The 16,153-nt window shown below is 42.8% G+C and carries 13 protein-coding genes; 1 reads left to right on the top strand and 12 read right to left on the bottom strand.

Translation table 11 applies throughout. The annotated features are described in order from the left end of the window. Positions 1-345 precede the first annotated feature (345 nt). The 11 genes from T515_RS14480 to T515_RS16870 all read right to left on the bottom strand — a co-directional run bounded on the left by T515_RS14480 (position 346) and on the right by T515_RS16870 (position 14,347). Entirely contained in the window at positions 346-1,050 is a 705-nt protein-coding gene (locus tag T515_RS14480) for an ABC transporter ATP-binding protein (protein ID WP_036612717.1), read from the bottom strand. Continuing rightward, complete coding sequence (locus tag T515_RS14475; RefSeq protein WP_036612714.1) at positions 1,043-1,792, bottom strand: ABC transporter ATP-binding protein; 750 nt, start codon at positions 1,790-1,792, stop codon at positions 1,043-1,045. The genes T515_RS14480 and T515_RS14475 overlap by 8 nt, the downstream gene beginning before the upstream one ends. A 1-nt stretch (position 1,793) precedes the next feature. After that, positions 1,794-2,897 carry a branched-chain amino acid ABC transporter permease gene (locus T515_RS14470; protein WP_051671784.1) on the bottom strand — a complete coding sequence of 368 codons (1,104 nt, stop codon included), beginning with the start codon at positions 2,895-2,897 and terminating at the stop codon, positions 1,794-1,796. A 1-nt stretch (position 2,898) separates the two neighbouring features. Further along, positions 2,899-3,762 carry a branched-chain amino acid ABC transporter permease gene (locus T515_RS14465; protein WP_036612712.1) on the bottom strand — a complete coding sequence of 288 codons (864 nt, stop codon included), beginning with the start codon at positions 3,760-3,762 and terminating at the stop codon, positions 2,899-2,901. A 226-nt stretch (positions 3,763-3,988) separates the two neighbouring features. Then, on the bottom strand, positions 3,989-5,569 hold the full coding sequence (locus T515_RS14460) for a GTP cyclohydrolase IIa (protein ID WP_036612710.1): 1,581 nt from the start codon (positions 5,567-5,569) through the stop codon (positions 3,989-3,991). A gap of 41 nt (positions 5,570-5,610) precedes the next feature. After that, positions 5,611-7,140: a sensor histidine kinase gene (locus T515_RS14455; protein ID WP_036612708.1), complete on the bottom strand. Its 1,530-nt coding sequence runs from the start codon at positions 7,138-7,140 to the stop codon at positions 5,611-5,613. Continuing rightward, the gene (locus T515_RS14450) at positions 7,137-8,150 is read right to left on the bottom strand and encodes a substrate-binding domain-containing protein (protein ID WP_036612706.1); all 1,014 of its coding nucleotides are present in this window, start codon (positions 8,148-8,150) and stop codon (positions 7,137-7,139) included. Before T515_RS14450 ends, T515_RS14455 begins: the two co-directional genes overlap by 4 nt. A gap of 185 nt (positions 8,151-8,335) precedes the next feature. Continuing rightward, entirely contained in the window at positions 8,336-9,667 is a 1,332-nt protein-coding gene (locus tag T515_RS14445; protein WP_051671783.1) for a Na+/H+ antiporter NhaC family protein, read from the bottom strand. Between the two features lie 239 nt (positions 9,668-9,906). After that, positions 9,907-10,947 carry a threonine aldolase family protein gene (locus T515_RS14440; RefSeq protein WP_036612704.1) on the bottom strand — a complete coding sequence of 347 codons (1,041 nt, stop codon included), beginning with the start codon at positions 10,945-10,947 and terminating at the stop codon, positions 9,907-9,909. A 41-nt stretch (positions 10,948-10,988) separates the two neighbouring features. Further along, positions 10,989-11,807 (bottom strand): mechanosensitive ion channel family protein, encoded by an 819-nt coding sequence (locus tag T515_RS14435; protein ID WP_051671782.1) that lies wholly within the window; start codon positions 11,805-11,807, stop codon positions 10,989-10,991. Between the two features lie 209 nt (positions 11,808-12,016). Further along, positions 12,017-14,347: a histidine-type phosphatase gene (locus T515_RS16870; protein ID WP_051671781.1), complete on the bottom strand. Its 2,331-nt coding sequence runs from the start codon at positions 14,345-14,347 to the stop codon at positions 12,017-12,019. A gap of 565 nt (positions 14,348-14,912) precedes the next feature. Here T515_RS16870 and T515_RS14425 point away from each other — a divergent pair. Next, on the top strand, positions 14,913-15,824 hold the full coding sequence (locus tag T515_RS14425) for a hypothetical protein (RefSeq protein ID WP_051671780.1): 912 nt from the start codon (positions 14,913-14,915) through the stop codon (positions 15,822-15,824). 98 nt (positions 15,825-15,922) lie between these two features. Here T515_RS14425 and T515_RS17700 read toward each other — a convergent pair. Beyond that, positions 15,923-16,153: DUF5640 domain-containing protein (locus tag T515_RS17700; protein WP_036612702.1), on the bottom strand; the 231-nt coding region annotated here is incomplete at its 5' end.

Below are 16,153 nucleotides of genomic sequence, written 5' to 3'. Positions count from 1 at the left end.
ATGCGGTCTGTTCCTGTGCCTGTGTTCCGGCTGCAACCCCTGCCCCCGATGATGCCCCACAGCCTGCAAGCATGGAGCCGGTAACAGCAAAGACCAGAAGTACTGAAGTCAGTTTACTTAGTTTCATAATGTCCTCCTTTTAAATATTATGATGTTAGTGTCAAAAGTCGATATCGGACCGCTTCGCGCTAAGCGCTCTCGCGTTCCTCCCACATTCCGCACTCTCAGGCCGATAAATCGTCCTTTCGTGCTCCATGTGGGGCGTGTCATGAAGTCTATCCTCCACTTTTGTGCAAGCACAAGTGGAGGAAGACTTATGACACTAATATCATGAAAATGTTCTGGCTATATACCAAGATACGCCTTCTTAACATGTTCATTGGTTACGAGTTCACCGGCAGTACCCTCCAGTGTGATACAGCCATTCTCTATTACATAACCTCTGTCAGCCACAGCAAGAGCTTTTGTTATATCCTGTTCTACAAGCATGACGGATACGCCTGTTTCGGCAAGCTCTTTTACAACCTTCAGAATATCGTCCACTATATTGGGAGCAAGCCCCAGGGAAGGTTCATCTAAAATAAGCAGCCTGGGCTCTCCCACAAGCGCTCTTGCAACTGCCACCATCTGCTGCTCACCACCGGATAATGTGCCGGCAATCTGGGATGCACGTTCCTTTAGTTTGGGGAACCAGGTATAACATTTCTCCAGATTCTTTTTGAAATCCGCTTTAAGCTGTTTGTTAAATGCTCCCATCTCAAGATTCTCGAGACAGGTCATACCTGTAAAAAGCTGTCTGCCTTCAGGGACCTGAACTATTCCCTTATCAAGAATATGTCTTGAGCTTTTTTTAGCCAAATCTTCTCCGTTAAACTCAACACTTCCGGAAACAGGTTTGATAAGACCTGTTATGGCTCTTACAGTTGTTGTTTTTCCTGCTCCGTTGGATCCCAGTATCGCAACTATCTCCCCGTCATTGATTTCGAAGGCCTCATCCCAAATGATTTTGATGGACCCGTAACCGGCATTTAAGCCTCTGACCTTAAGCATTTCCATCCTCCTTCTTCGTGCCGAGATATACTTCCATTACGTAAGGATCATTCATAACTTCATCGGGAGTTCCAACCGCAATTTTTTCTCCATGATGCAGCACTATTACTTTTTCACAGAGACTGACAACAGCCTTCATGATATGCTCTATCAGAAAAACCGTGACGCCGCTCTCATTGATACGTCTGATAAGCCGGATCGCATCTTCCGTTTCTGTAGGATTTAATCCTGCCATATTCTCATCCAGAAAAAGCAGCTCGGGATTTGTTGCCAGGGCTCTGGCCATTTCAAGTCTTTTCTGATCCGGTGTACCCATATCCTTGGACAGAGTGTTTCTTTTATCGTAAAGTCCGGTGAAATTCAGAATTTCCATTGCCTTTTCTCTTGCTTCTCTTGGATTTTTTGCCGGATCGGTTCCGAAATACGCGGAAGCGATAACATTATCCATAACCGTAAGGTTCTTTAGGGGCTTCATAATCTGGAAAGTCCTTGCTATTCCCATTTTTGTATATTCATAAGCCGGCTTACTGGTTATATCCTCACCCTTATAAAAAATCCTTCCTTCCGTAGGCGGATAGTATCCGCAGATCATATTGAAGGTGGTCGATTTACCGGCACCGTTGGGCCCTATCATGCCTGTTATCTTTCCTTTTTCAACTTCGAAAGAAACATCCTTTACAGCGGTCAGTCCTTTAAACCGTTTAGTAATATTATGGACTTCAATAATCGGTTGTACTGCCATATCAGACTCTCCTTCCTGAAGAATTGTGATCATTGGCGGCCTGTGCTGCCTCAAGAACTTCCATGGATGGCTTTTTGAGAATGCCTTTGTCTATTTTGTTTTTGATATCACTGTTCATATACCATCCAAGAAGTCCTGATGGACGAAAACGTATCACAAGTATAAGCACCAGCGCATACATGATAAGATTGATTCCGGGAAGTATGGCTCCGAACTGGTTTCTGAGGAACTCCGAAATCGTGATCATGATCCCGCCGCCTACCAGAGGTCCTTCGACAAATGAGGCACCACCTACAACTGCAGGTAAAACCGACTCAACCGAATATGTCTGAAGCATAAGATCCGGATCGATGTACCTGTTATAGGACGCATAAAAGAATCCCACCATTCCCGCTATCATAGCTGAGATAACTACCGCAATGACCTTGTACTTTATAGGATTGATGCCTATGGCAGCGGCTGTATCCTCATCCTCTCTGATTGTTTTCAGTGCAAAGCCAAGCTTTGATCTGTCTATCTTTTTCATAAAGACATAAACCGCTATCAGCATGAAAAGTCCCACATAATAGTAAGGCACTTTACTCATAAATCTGAATTCCGCCCAGGAGTCATCTCCGAAGGAAAGGGATATGCCAATTGCATTTCCCGCAAAATCCCAATTCAGGATAAACTGCCTTATGGCTTCTCCGAAAGCTATGCTTACAAGTGTAAAATACGGACCCTTCAGGATAAAGCACGGATAAAAGATGATTCCCGAAACAAGCCCTACTACTATCATTCCGAATATGCAGCATATCCAGGGATTTACTTCCGCCTTGGTCATGAGCAGACAGCAGGCATAAGCTCCCAGGCCCATGTAGGCTGCATGTCCCAGAGAATTCTGTCCGGTCATGCCTCCCAGAAGATTCCAGGCCATAGAAAGGGTCGTCATGTAAAAAACCAGTACAAAGACATTCATAATATATGGATAATCTTTGATGAACAGCGGTATGATCAGCAAAACAGCAAGAAAAGCACAAACCGCGATTTTTATATTTCTGTAGTATATTGAAGCACTCTTCAGGTCTTCATCAGAAACCTCTTTTTTAATGTTTATCTGATCCATCTTATCGCCTCCTTGCTATGATGTTTTGACGAATTACCAGAATAACTATGAATGTCACAAACACGATAAGATCCTTGTACATGGGACTTACAAGAAGAGAGACCAGTGTTTCCAGAAGCCCCAGAAAGATACCTGCAAAAAAAGCTCCCGGTATAGATCCAAGTCCTCCGACTACCACGACTATCAGTGCTCTGAATGAGAAAATAGAACCGGCTGTCGGTGATATGACATAGAAAAGTGTCAGCAGTGCTCCGGCTGTACCTGCAAGTGCGGCTCCGATACCGTATGCCAGAATATATATGCCCTTTACATTGATACCTACCACCTCTGCCCCGACAGAGTTCTGTGATACCGCACGAATCTGTTTGCCTAAGGTTGTGTATTTAAGAAATGCGAAAAGAAGAATCGTTATTATGATGGTAACTACAAAACTTATCAGTTTGGGAAGTCCCATGGTTACCGGTCCGAGCTGAACAACATTCCCGGTATAGGAGGTGGTTATGGTACGGAATGACGAACCGAAAGTCACAAGGGCTATATTACTGAGCAGTGTTCCCAGACCAACTGTAAGAAAAAGGAGATTGGTAAATGATTTAGTACCAAGAGAAGGTGTTATCAAGGATGACTGAATGCAGGCTCCCAGTATGAACATGATGAAGGCGACAAAGGGTACTGCCGCATAGGGGTCCATACCAAAGAACGTATACAGTACAAATGTCAGATACATTCCCACCATCAACATTTCTCCATGGCAGAAATTAATGATCTTCATAACTCCGAAGATGACATTCTGTCCCATGCCCATCATGGCATAAAAGCCACCTATCATAAGCCCGTTCGCAATAGCCTGCAAAACTGTACTCATGCCATTATCCCCCTTTCTCACGGGATGCCTGTACCGTTACTCTCTGATACATCCCGTCTATGACTGTAAAAACTATATCATCCCCGGGATAGCATTTATTTGTGAAAAGGGTTCATTAATTGACAGAATTTAATTTTCAAATAAAGAATAGCACTTTCTTGCAGCAAGAAAGTGCTATATTGATCGGATGAAATGTTTACTTCCCGTGAACTCCGAGCCGGGAAGATCAAACCTCAGCCTTAATTGAATCCCTTAATTCCGTAGGGGTCATCCCGGTCCATTTTTTAAAGATACGGGAGAAATAATTGGGATTCGAATACCCTGCTTCGATGGAAACTTCCTTTATATTCCTGTCAGGATCCTGATTGATCAGTTCCTTCGCACGGTTAATGCGTAATTCTGTGAGATAGTCACTGAAGTTGATACCTGTCTCCTCCTTAAAGAGCTTGGAAAAGTAGTACGGGCTTATATTCACTGTCTCAGCTGTAGCTTCAAGGGAGATGTCTTTGTTGTAGTACTTTTTCATATACTCCTGAGCCTTTGAGATCACAGTGTTCTGCTTTCCGGATTGTATAAGTATTTCCTGTTTGAGCTGCTGTACAGCCATAATAAATATGTCTCTTAAAGTTTGTGCATCCGAAGCCTTTATAAGTTTAGGTCCAAAATCATCTTTGAAATACTTTCCACGTTCCTCCATAAGGTGACAGGAATCTATGTACACCTCCAGAAGCTCCATTTTTGCACTTACAAGATCATCATTATTTTCGAATACCCGGGACAGATAGGCTTCAGCTTCATGTCTTACCTCAATATCCGATCCTTTCATCAGTGCATCCTGCAGGGCTTTTTTCATGTCCGCATACTGCCTGTCATCAGTGTCCCGCACATAGAGATCATCCACATGGGTCACCTTACGAACCCCATGGCGCAAAGCATTGAGCGCTTCCTGATAACTCTCAAAGGCATCATCCCAGGTGCGGACCGAACCTATACCCGCTTTAAAGTCTATGGATACCATCTCCTTAAGGGACGCTGTAAGTGATCTTACCTTTTCGATCATACGAAGACGATCTTCATAGCTCAGATTATCGGTTTCAGAGGGAATCACTGCAACGATCTTGTTGCCCATTATGTTGGATAAATAAGCTTTAAAGTATGTCCGTATCTGTTCACTGATGCCGGTCACGAACTTGTGGGCTCTTACACTGGAACCTACAGGATTTCCGGGGGCATGAGACATAAATCCTTCTCCCCACTCCAAAACTATGATAAATCCATATTCTTCCTTCAGGTCAAGAAGTTCTCTGTACTGCGCTCCCGAGTAATTATATTCGTTTTTTATGATAAGACTCAGCACAAATCCATTTTCAATTATGGGTATGACTGCTTCCATTTTCTCTCTGATGCAGAGATCATACTGGCGTTTTTGTCTCTCTGCCTCAATGTCATGCATAAGCCTTAAAAAGGTATCATCTATCTTTTTCCTGTCTATGGGCTTCATGATATAATCGGTGGCACCAAGTTCCACAGCCTCCTTGGCATAATCAAAATTGTCATAAGCCGTCAGGATCAGTGCCCTTACCTTTTTATTCACGGCTTTGATCTCGCGAAGAGCCGACAAGCCGTTTATCCCCGGCATCTGAATATCAAGCAATGCTATATCCGGACTGTATTCCTCAGCGATCTCAATTGCCTGTCTGCCGCTTTTGGCCAGATATATCTCACAGTCTGAAAAATCCTTTTCTATTATATATTTCAAGGAATCTCTGACGATCCCCTCGTCATCAGCTATCAATATTTTATACATTTAAATCTCCGTTCCCCATCCTCCGGCTAAAGCACAGCAAGTTATGAAAGGTGTTTATCCACACCAAGGCTCTGTTCTGAAATCGGTACTGTAATGATGACACGGGTTCCTCCCGATGCTCCTTTTTCTATATTAAACACCTTATCACTGTTATAATAAAGCCTCAAGCGCTCACGAACGTTTCTGAGCCCCACCCCATTGGCGGTTTCGCCTGATCTGTAACTGACCTTTGCAGGGGTGACAGGACCTGTAAGAACATCCTTTATTTTTTCTTCACTCATACCCACTCCGTTATCCGCAACCTCGATAACCGCATGATTTCCGGTCTGGTAGGTGTGGATCTTTATTTCCTTCTCCTTATCCTCCGACCAGTCCGTAAATGCATAGTGAATGGCATTTTCCACCAAAGGCTGCAGCACCATCCCCGGAAAAGAAACATCATTTATACTTTCATTGATTTCTTTTTTGATCAGAAACTCTCCTGAATAGCGGACATTCATTATGTACATATAATGATCGATCAATTCTATCTCTTTATCAATCGTTGACACCGCACCGTTTCCGCGTAACTGCCCCCTGAAAAAAGAAGCAGTGTTTTCCAGAAAACTGTAAGTACGTTCTGCATCTTCCATCATCGCCAGCTGTTGTCCGGCGTTTAATGTATTAAACAGAAAATGGGGACTTATCTGGGCCTGATAATATTTCAGCTGGGCATCCTTCAAAAGAGTTTCCGTAACAAGCTCCTTTTCCTTCATTTCAAGCTCACGCTGGGCATGTAATCGTATCTCCGCTATATCCCTGCGTATACCTGCAAGCATCTGAGCGAAGGCACCGGACAATACCCCTACCTCATCCTGATATTTTGCTTTAGGAATATCGATATCTATATTACCACCCTCTACTTCCATTGCCTTCTCGGCGAGTTCTGTCAGGGGCCGGGTAATGGAATCCACTATAATATAAACTATCATAAGCAATACTAAAGACATTATCACAAGGATAGCCAGAATAAAGCATTCAAGGTTTTTTAGATATTCATATAGAACCTCATAGTTTTGTGAATTTGTTTCAAACCGCATGACATTCAGCGCCCGTATATTACTGGTCAAATGGGTATATATACCTTCAGCTTCCATAAAATACTTTTTGTATTCATTTGATTTAAGCTGCTTTTTCTCTACCGCCGTATCTATACATGAAAGATAATTAAGTGTGATGTTACGTATATTTTTTTCGAGTATAAGAATCGGATCTGAAACTATCTTATCGTTATAATATTTAATCAGTCTGTTCAGTGCCGCATACTGTTTTTTATATTCCTCCAAAGATGTATCACTTCTTGTATTTATAAATTCCGTAAAAGACTTATGAAGATCTTCAAGTCCTGTTCCCAGATCATTTATTTCAACACTGGTTTCATAGACCTGATTAAGACTGTCTATGGAATTATTTACGCGTAAAAACATGGCAAAATTGATGATAAAAAGCATTATGAGCACTATCATAACCGGCATCATAAGTCTTTTTCTCAAAGAAAAACGGGCATCAACCCGCTGTACAGGATTATTCACTGAAATCCTCCCCAATATTCTGCTGCATTCTGTTTATCCACCACTATAAACTCAACATTACCGGAATAATTTGCAACCCCATATTTTCTGTACCTGATAAGTTCCCCAACTGCTTTTTTACCCAGATCATCCGGATTAGGGATTATAGTGAATTTTATATCTCCTGCAATGATATCTTCTATTATTGATTCTGAAATATAACTTCCGATTATTGAGCTTTTATCAAGCATACCTCTGTCAGAAATTATCTGATAAGCAAGCTCTGTGATCTCATTATTCAGGCAAATTATGCTGTCAGGAGCCCTATGGTCCCCTATTCCGGTTATAAGTTTATCTATTATATTTTCAGCGTTTGACAATCCGCCTTCATCTTTTACTATCTGATAATCGATGGAATAATCCTCTGTTCCCAAAGAATTTTTCAACCCCTGTAAAAACCATTTTCGGTTATCCTGCCCATAAGTGCTTCCCGGGAACAGAACTGAAATATACTGTGAGTTACTTCTTCCCATTTCTTTAAGCCTTCTGCCATAAGCCTGCCCCAGGAAATAATCATTTACGCCAACGAAAGCCTGTCTTTTACTTTTATCACTATCCCGCTGTAACGTTATAACCGGTACTCCTTCAGCCACGAGGGCATCGATATTTTGCTCAACTTCAAGAGAATCTTCCGGATAAACCAAAACTCCATCATAATTACTGTACCGCGCCATCTCCAGCTTATCAGCTACCGAAGTGTCTTCACGAATACTTTTCCCAACCTGTTCAACGTAGGCCTTGTATGGTTTTGCCGCCTCACAGGCCCCTTCATAGACATTTTCCCAATAGGTACTGTTTTGTCCGTTAGTGATCATGGCAAAATGATACTGATACAGTTCTTCTTCATTGATTTCAAGAGGTGTGGTATGTGCAAAATCATAGTAACTCATAACAAGATATGCAGTTGCCAGCAACAGTACAGGCAGACCAAAATAATTCAATAACAAAAATTTATCCCTTGGAAATTTCATAGCGTTTTATCCATCTCCATCTTCTGTTAATCATAGATACTTTGCAGAATAACCGTCTTTTATTCTAACACGAAAAAGGACGTGGTACCCGGTATTTCCGGCTTTCACGTCCTTAATAAATACATTACTCTATTCTTTTCAGTCAGGCTTTCTGTACATAATCTCCCAAATCTTATTCTCTTCTCTTATTTAGCCCTGATGATGGAACCCACAACAAATATCAAAAGTAAGAAGGGATAGAAAAGCCATGGAATGATTTCCATGCTGCTTATTCCGGCCAGGGAGGAAGCAATCAGAAGCTGTGCGCCATAGGGAATGATTCCCTGGGCTATACAGGAACATGTATCAAGTAGAGATGCTGTAACCCTGCCGGATACACCGTACTCATCACTTATTTCCTTTGCTATGGGAGCCGCTATAACTATGGCCACTGTATTGTTTGCGGTGGCGATATCAAGAAATGCTGTCAAAAGGCCGATACCTGCCATGCCTCCTTTTTTTCCGGTTGCCCGTTTTTTTATAAACTCTAGGATCGCAGCAAATCCTCCCCCTGCTTTCATGAGGGCTGATATTGAAGCCACCAGTACTGTTACTATCATGGTCTCAAACATTCCCGCCGTTCCGCTTCCCATGGCAGAAAAAGCACTGACATAATCAAGTGAACCAAGAAGAAATCCTGCAGCAAGATAAAGTACCACACCTATCATGAGAACCGCAAAAACATTAACTCCAAGCAGGGCAAGAATAAGCACTGCAAAATACGGCGCTGCAAGCAGAGGATCATAATCAAAATTCCCCATAGGCGCAGCTTCGCTGTTAAGTGACAGGAATAGTATCACAAAAAGAGTCAGTATCGCCGACGGAAGTGCTGTTTTTACATTGGTCCTGAACTTATCTGCCATTTGAACACCCTGGGTCTTTGTAGCGGCTATGGTAGTATCCGATATAAAGGAAAGATTATCTCCGAACATAGCGCCTCCAACTACGGTACCCACGCACATGGGAATCGAAAGCCCTCCATTCTGAGCCACTGTGGTTGCTATGGGAACAAGCACTGTGATTGTTCCCACACTGGTTCCCATGGCCATGGATATGAGGCATGCGATGATAAAAAGTCCCATCTCCGCAAATCTGGGAGGAATGATATTTAAAAGCATGTTGGCAGTACTTACTGCACCTCCCGCTTTTCCCGCTATTCCGCTGAATGCTCCGGAAAGCAGAAAAATAAACAGCATTATGGTGATATTGTCATCCCCTATTCCCTGAGCGCACAGATGTATCTTTTCATCAAATGACAGTTTCCGGTTTTGGAGGAATGCCGCAATCAATGCCACACCGAAGGCAACCACCACCGAGATGATGTAAAATCCCATCTCACCTTCGATCGGTCTGATACATTCAAAGAATATACCGTTTCCAAGATAAAGCACAAGAAATATCAATATGGGCATAAGCGCCCACCCGTTTGCTGCCGGTGTTATTATGTTATCTGCTTCACTTCTGTTATTACTATCCATCCTTTAAACCCTGTTTCTATATTGTTTTAATCAAAGCTTCTGCTTCAAGTGTTATGATCCGGTGTGATAATATACTCACCTTATAAGTCGCAGAATACAATATTATACCCGTTGTAACAAATAAAACAAACAAAAATCTTGAACATTGAGCACCAAAAAAGCATCGATAATGATTTTAAATCAATTCATCGATGCTTTTATATTACTCTTTCATGATGTCAGCTATCCACATCTTTATATCACAGTATCTCTATCAGCTTTTCCACGTCTTCATCCTCCGTAGCCCAGCTTGTAACTATACGAAGAACCGTATGCTCTGCATCGGGTTTTTCCCAGAAGCCAAGCTCAACTTTTTCTCTTAGCTCCGCCGCTTTATCATCAGTAAGAAGCACAAAAATCTGGTTTGTCGGTGCAAGTATCGGTGAGCTGTATCCCTTGTCTTTAAGGGCCTTTCTTATCTTATCAGCAGCCTTTATGGCCGTAACACCGATTTTTCCATATAAGTCATCGGTAAATAATGTCTCGAACTGTATCGCAGCGATGCGTCCTTTGGCAAGAAGGGCTCCGTGCTGCTTTATGATGGTAAAAAGATGGGGAATGAAATCATGCTTCGGAATAACCACCGCCTCTCCGAACAGAGCTCCGCACTTGGTTCCGCCGATGTAAAATGCATCACAGAGCTTTGCTATATCCGGAAGTGTCACATCATTTTCAGGACAGGCCAAAGCATATGCAAGTCTTGCACCGTCCATGTAGAGCGGGATATGGTTTTCCCGGCATATATCACTTATTTCTTTAAGCTCATTTGATGAATAAAGGGTTCCGTACTCCGTAGGCTGTGAGATATAAACCATCCCCGGCATAACTGTATGATCACGATTATCATCCTGTTTATATCTGTTGATGCAGTCCCGGATATCAGCAGCCGAAAGCTTTCCCTCGTGATGGGGAAGCTCCAGGACCTTGTGACCGCCGGACTCGATTGCTCCTGCTTCATGTCCGCTTATATGACCTGTCTTTGCCGCCATAACTCCCTGATAGGGCCGGAGCAATGCATCCACCATGGTAGCATTGGCCTGAGTCCCTCCCACAAGGAAATATACATCCGCATCAGGTGCTTCGCAGGCCGCTCTTACCTTTTCCCTTGCTGATTCCGAATATTCATCCAGTCCGTATCCCACAGACTTTTCCAGATTGGTTTCTATAAGTCTTTTAAGTATTTCGGGATGTGCCCCCTCCATGTAGTCAGAAGTAAATGTGAGTCTGGTTTCCTTATGCATCGTAAGTATCTCCTTTATGTGTAGTGTAGTATAGTGTTTTTCTAGTTCTCCTTAACGAGTACCTTCATTTCCGGGGCAGAAATACCGGCTGTGCCAAGTGCCCTGGTAATTTCCTGCAAAAGTTCATAGTATACCGTCCAGTAGTCTCCTGTCTTAACCCATGCTCTTGCTGCAAAAATGATGGATTCATTGGTTCCGCCATCTATTGAGGCAAAAGGCATATGGGAGGGTGAATCCGTAAGGACTTTGGCATTGTTCCTCATAACCTCCAGGAGTATGTTCTGAACTTTAACAACATCCTCACCTTTTCCGGTGCTGAACTGAAGGTCCACTCTTCTAAACTCTTCCGAGGAAAAGTTGGTAATGCTTTTATTCATAAGTTCACCGTTAGGTATCATTATCTTCTTGTTATCGTTGGTGAGAAGTGTTGTGTACATGATGCTGATGGCTCTGACTGTTCCTTCAACACCGTTTGCCTGAATATACTCACCCACATTAAAGGGCCTGAAGATCAGAAGCATTATTCCGCCAGCGATGTTACTGAGGGCACCCTGAAGTGAAAGACCGATGGCCATTCCTGCTGAAGCAAGAATAGTTATGACTGAGGCCATGGGAACTCCCAGCACATTGATGATACTGAGAAGCAGCACTATGTTAAGAACTATTTTGACCCCGCTTATGATGAAGCCGGCAACTGTCTTATCCGCCCTGTCTATGGCGTGGATCTTCTTCACCAGTTTCATGATATGGTCAATGATTACACGCCCGATTATAAATATAACAAGAGAAAGCAGTATCTTACTTCCCGCCTGCATAAAGATGGCTGTGAATTCGGACATGATTTTTTCTGCATCAAACATTTATAGTCCCTCCCCAATTTGTTACATATACTGATTCTACAATAAAAATCATAATTATAAATGCAAAAAAGCATCGATTGAAGTGTACCGCCAAAACGTTAAGTCAAAATATAACGTTTGGAAACTTATACATGTTCTTCATCGATGCTTTTATCATCTGGAACGCGGCAGATCCCGAAGGAATACGGTATATAGCCCCAGCCCTTTGCTTATGCCGCCTTATCCAATGTTTCTGCCGTATACTTAGCATAAAGCTCATCATATTCAGCCAAAGTACGGTCGAACATGGAAAAAAGATCCTCTTCGGAAATCAATCCGTCTTCATTTGTTTCAACTCCCTCAAAACTCAGGTTGTACCTCTTCGGGGGATTATCCAGCGACAATATTTCAGATTCACGGATCTGCTCCGTACTGCGGTATACCAGATTTACACGATACCATGCCTGACCATCGTGATCACGCCAGCGCTCGAACAGAATCTTCACACCGATAGGTGTGTTGGTCTCGATACTGTCGGGAAGAGTATAGGGCTTAACTCCCAAAGCACATAATGTCGTAAAAACAGTGCAGTCGTGGGCACACAGGAAACTGAATTTCCGCTTCTCATTCTTCAGCTCGCTTTCCAGTTCCATAATAAGAGGATGTGAAATGTTTACCGAAACAAGAGGCGCACCAAATTTAATCTGCTGATATCTCGTCATCAGACCGCCGATCTTCGCCCAGTCTGACCTGGTCAGATTATGACCGAAATCAGCCTTTTTGAGATCAGGCTCTTCATAGTACTGAAGAATCAGGGCGTCTGCTACCTGGCTTGCGGTCTTGATCGCACCTGTCACTTCAGGTTCCTTATCTGCCGCCATAGTATATCCGGATCCGTCTGTAAGCAGATCACCGTATTTTCCGCTCTTATAGATTTCACTGTCCTCCATGTCAACAGTATCCATGATCAGCTTTATGGCATCACGTGTCTCTTCTGAAAGTCCTTCAAAGCCGGCCTCTCCGCCCATGGCCTTAACCTGATCCATGACATCAGCAGCATACTTTTCCGAGTAAAACTTAAGAGTCGGTTTCATGAAATCTTCAAGCTTATTGGAATCGGTCGGATATTCCACACTGATGTCTGCAAGAGGAAGCATACCTGAAGCAAAATACCTGGCGGTGGCTATGCAGCGCTGTTTTTCCCTGGCATTAAAACGAACTTCTCCTTCTTCGGGGATGCTGTTTTCCGGAATCAGGCCTTCCTTGTCGAGCCACTTTCTGAAATACTGTCCCATGTTAGTTTCCTGAATACCGCCCTTAGTGGTCAGCTCACTGGATTTTGCGGTCCACTTGATCCACTGATTAGGGGTAAGCTCCTGCGGAACAGATCCGTTGCTGGACAGAGGTGCTCTAAGATTGTGACGGCTCAGTACTACCACCTGTTCAAGCTGATAAGGGGCCATGGTATCCTTCGTTACGCCATCACCATAAATTGTGCGGAAATCGTCACGCATGGATATAATGTCTATACCCATTTTCTCATATGAGGCCTTCTTCTCCTCAGCACCATCCGGATCTCCATATTCCCGCTCTTTGTCATCAGCCATCACCATATATGCCTTGCTGCGATATGGATTACCTGTAATCGTATAGACCTCCATTGCAAGATCTCCGGAAGAATTACCGAAAGCAAGCACCGGCTGCTGACCGATTTCACGGACTATTGCATCAACCTTACAGGTCTTTATATTTTCGCCATGATAGCTTCCGTCAAACACTATCTGATCATCTGACCGGAAAGTATAATCCTCATCCGCAGTATCGCCCTGATTCGTAGCAGTGTAGCCATACTCTGTACCTATGACATGTGACGCCGGGATATCCAGTGTACCGGCAATTATCTGACGGACGATATTACGCTCGGTAGCAGTAACCACATAGACTGAAAAGTCATTTTTCTGAAGCTTCTCAAAAAGCTCCACCATCGGCTTGTACCAGGCCTCACCTCTGGTCATGCCATTAAATCCCCAGGCTTCACTGGCCTTGAAATCTTCAACTACCTTAGACAGTTCAGCCATAGTCATTCCCTTGTAGGCGGTAGCTGCGGCAGCTGCCTGTCTGGTACTCATGCCGCTCGGCTTCTCACCGCCTGCAGCGTCCACGATCTCCTGAGCCACTGTCAGAACATCCTCAGGCATAGTTTCCGGATGCTTCAGCGCATAGTCCGCAAAGACCATGTACTCAAAGCAGAAGGGATAGGTCTCACACATCAGTGTCCCATCCAGATCGAAAACAGCGATACGGTCCTTTACCGGGATGTAATCAGATGAATTTTCATCCGTTACCGCAAGAAGGTAATCATTGATCCCTTTTGCCGCTTTGGAATTGCTCATCCAATACTTGTTGAGCAATTCTGCCCCGCTTCCGGTCCCACTGACCGTGGAATTATGCCCCGCCTCTTCCGCTGCAGCGAAATTCATGGGTACCAAAGCTGCGAATAAAACCAAAACTATCGCCATGGCCACTAGTTTACGAAGATTAAAGCCCTTTCCTTTCATCATTCACTCCTCCTTAAAAAAGTCTTTATAAATAATCTTCATATCATTACCGTGACATAAATTGTTTTTTGAACTGCATAAATCAAGTTCAAAAATAATTCCTGAATTTACCATCGCCATCTCTTTTATCGACAATTCTATTATAATCTTTATTACCGATTTTGTTTTTAAACAGTTTTATTTTTAAAAGGTCTATCACTTCCACATTTACGCTTAAAAAATCCTTGACGAAAATCAATTAAGCAACGTATTATAATCATGATTTTTGTGATCATCAAAATCATCTTTTGCTTTTCCGCTTCTTTGGAGAAGTAGTTTTATCTATTGTAAATCGATTTATATTCCCAGATAAAGCATATTAAAAAAAGCCGGCAGAGACATCTTTATCTCTTATTTCGTGCGCTCTTGTAAGCGCAATGCCTGTTGCTGTATCCCCAAACTCCTGACTTATTGTCTCACGAAACAATCAATGGTAATATGAAAGTGATTATAAATGAGTTTCAAATTTCTGATACTCGCTTTATATGTCACTGACGATTACCGCTAGCATGAAAGAAAAACACTATCTATGAGCGAATTCAAAAAAACTCAGTGGCATCCGCCTTTTTGCGCGGCGATCAAGCTGGAGCTAAGGGCCAATAAAAAAGACCTTAGCTTCGAATCAGAACATACTCTTAATACAAAACCTATACAGATTGACTTACTGGTTATAAAGAAACTGCAGGATGCAAATATCCAAAACGAGATCGGCAGAATTTTCAAAGGGCACAACATTTTTGAATACAAGTCCCCGGAGGATTCTCTGGGAATCGATGAGTATTTTAAGACATTGGCCTATGCCTGCCTCTACAAGGCAAATAACTCAAAGGAAGACGGAATTAAGTCTTCCGACATAACCATCTCTCTTGTCCGGGAAAGGATGCCCAGATCATTGTCAGGATGGTTCAAAAGCAATAATTGTATACTTAGTGAAAGGTACCCCGGCGTATACTATGTGTCCGGTGAAAAGATCCTTTTCCCGACACAGCTAGTGGTCTCTTCAATGCTAAATCCAAACGAACATCAATGGCTTATGGCATTGACCTCAAGAATGGACGAAACAGCCGGTGAACGTCTTGTATTATCTGCCAGAGACCTTACCGAAAAAGATGACAAACTGAATGCCGATTCCATACTTCAATTGGCCATGGCAGAAAACAAAGCATTATTCGACAGATTAAAGGAGGGTACAGATATGTGTGAAGCTCTTAAAGAACTGATGCGTCCGGAGTTTGAGGCGGCAAAAGCAGAAGCAGAACGCGAAGGTTTGGCTAAAGGCCTTGAAAAAGGTCTCGCCGAAGGTCGCTCCGAAGGCATAAATGAATTATCAAAAGCTGTTAAACTCCTGCGTACAGGTTCTACTGCACAGGAATTACTTAATAAAGGATTTGCCCAGGATATAGTCACATCAGCAACAGCGCTGCTTAATGATATCGGGTAATCAAAAAAGTTTGTTTCAATAAGAAAATGCCCTTACTTTTCGAAGGGCATTTTCTATAACTCTATAACAGATTGTAATGATTCTTTTACTTCAATAAATCAATCTTCAAGTTTATGAAGTTCATATTCATTTTCAAAATACTCATCAAGGCACTGAAGGGTCAGGACTTCATCCGCAAGAGATACCTTAAAAGTACTGTCACGGAGCTTATTGTTTTCGAAGTCGATCTTCATCTCGTCTTCTTCGAGAGTGTACTTGAAGCTGTACTTGTTCTTAGGTAAAATGAGAGCTCCTGTACCGTCTGCCTTAAAGCTATATGTGGTGATATC

The organism is Oribacterium sp. P6A1 (assembly GCF_000702885.1).
GTDB lineage: Bacteria > Bacillota > Clostridia > Lachnospirales > Lachnospiraceae > Oribacterium.
The sequence above is the reverse complement of the archived record's forward strand: the minus strand, read 5'-3'. Positions and strand labels throughout refer to the sequence as shown.

Excerpts from the sequence above, each read along its gene's own strand:
- T515_RS14480 (WP_036612717.1), bottom strand. The coding sequence starts at position 1,050 with ATGCTTAAGGTCAGAGGCTTAAATGCCGGTTACGGGTCCATCAAAATC.
- T515_RS14475 (WP_036612714.1), bottom strand. The coding sequence starts at position 1,792 with ATGGCAGTACAACCGATTATTGAAGTCCATAATATTACTAAACGGTTT.
- T515_RS14470 (WP_051671784.1), bottom strand. The coding sequence starts at position 2,897 with ATGGATCAGATAAACATTAAAAAAGAGGTTTCTGATGAAGACCTGAAG.
- T515_RS14465 (WP_036612712.1), bottom strand. The coding sequence starts at position 3,762 with ATGAGTACAGTTTTGCAGGCTATTGCGAACGGGCTTATGATAGGTGGC.
- T515_RS14460 (WP_036612710.1), bottom strand. The coding sequence starts at position 5,569 with ATGTATAAAATATTGATAGCTGATGACGAGGGGATCGTCAGAGATTCC.
- T515_RS14450 (WP_036612706.1), bottom strand. The coding sequence starts at position 8,150 with ATGAAATTTCCAAGGGATAAATTTTTGTTATTGAATTATTTTGGTCTG.
- T515_RS14445 (WP_051671783.1), bottom strand. The coding sequence starts at position 9,667 with ATGGATAGTAATAACAGAAGTGAAGCAGATAACATAATAACACCGGCA.
- T515_RS14440 (WP_036612704.1), bottom strand. The coding sequence starts at position 10,947 with ATGCATAAGGAAACCAGACTCACATTTACTTCTGACTACATGGAGGGG.
- T515_RS14435 (WP_051671782.1), bottom strand. The coding sequence starts at position 11,807 with ATGTTTGATGCAGAAAAAATCATGTCCGAATTCACAGCCATCTTTATG.
- T515_RS16870 (WP_051671781.1), bottom strand. The coding sequence starts at position 14,347 with ATGATGAAAGGAAAGGGCTTTAATCTTCGTAAACTAGTGGCCATGGCG.
- T515_RS14425 (WP_051671780.1), top strand. The coding sequence starts at position 14,913 with ATGAGCGAATTCAAAAAAACTCAGTGGCATCCGCCTTTTTGCGCGGCG.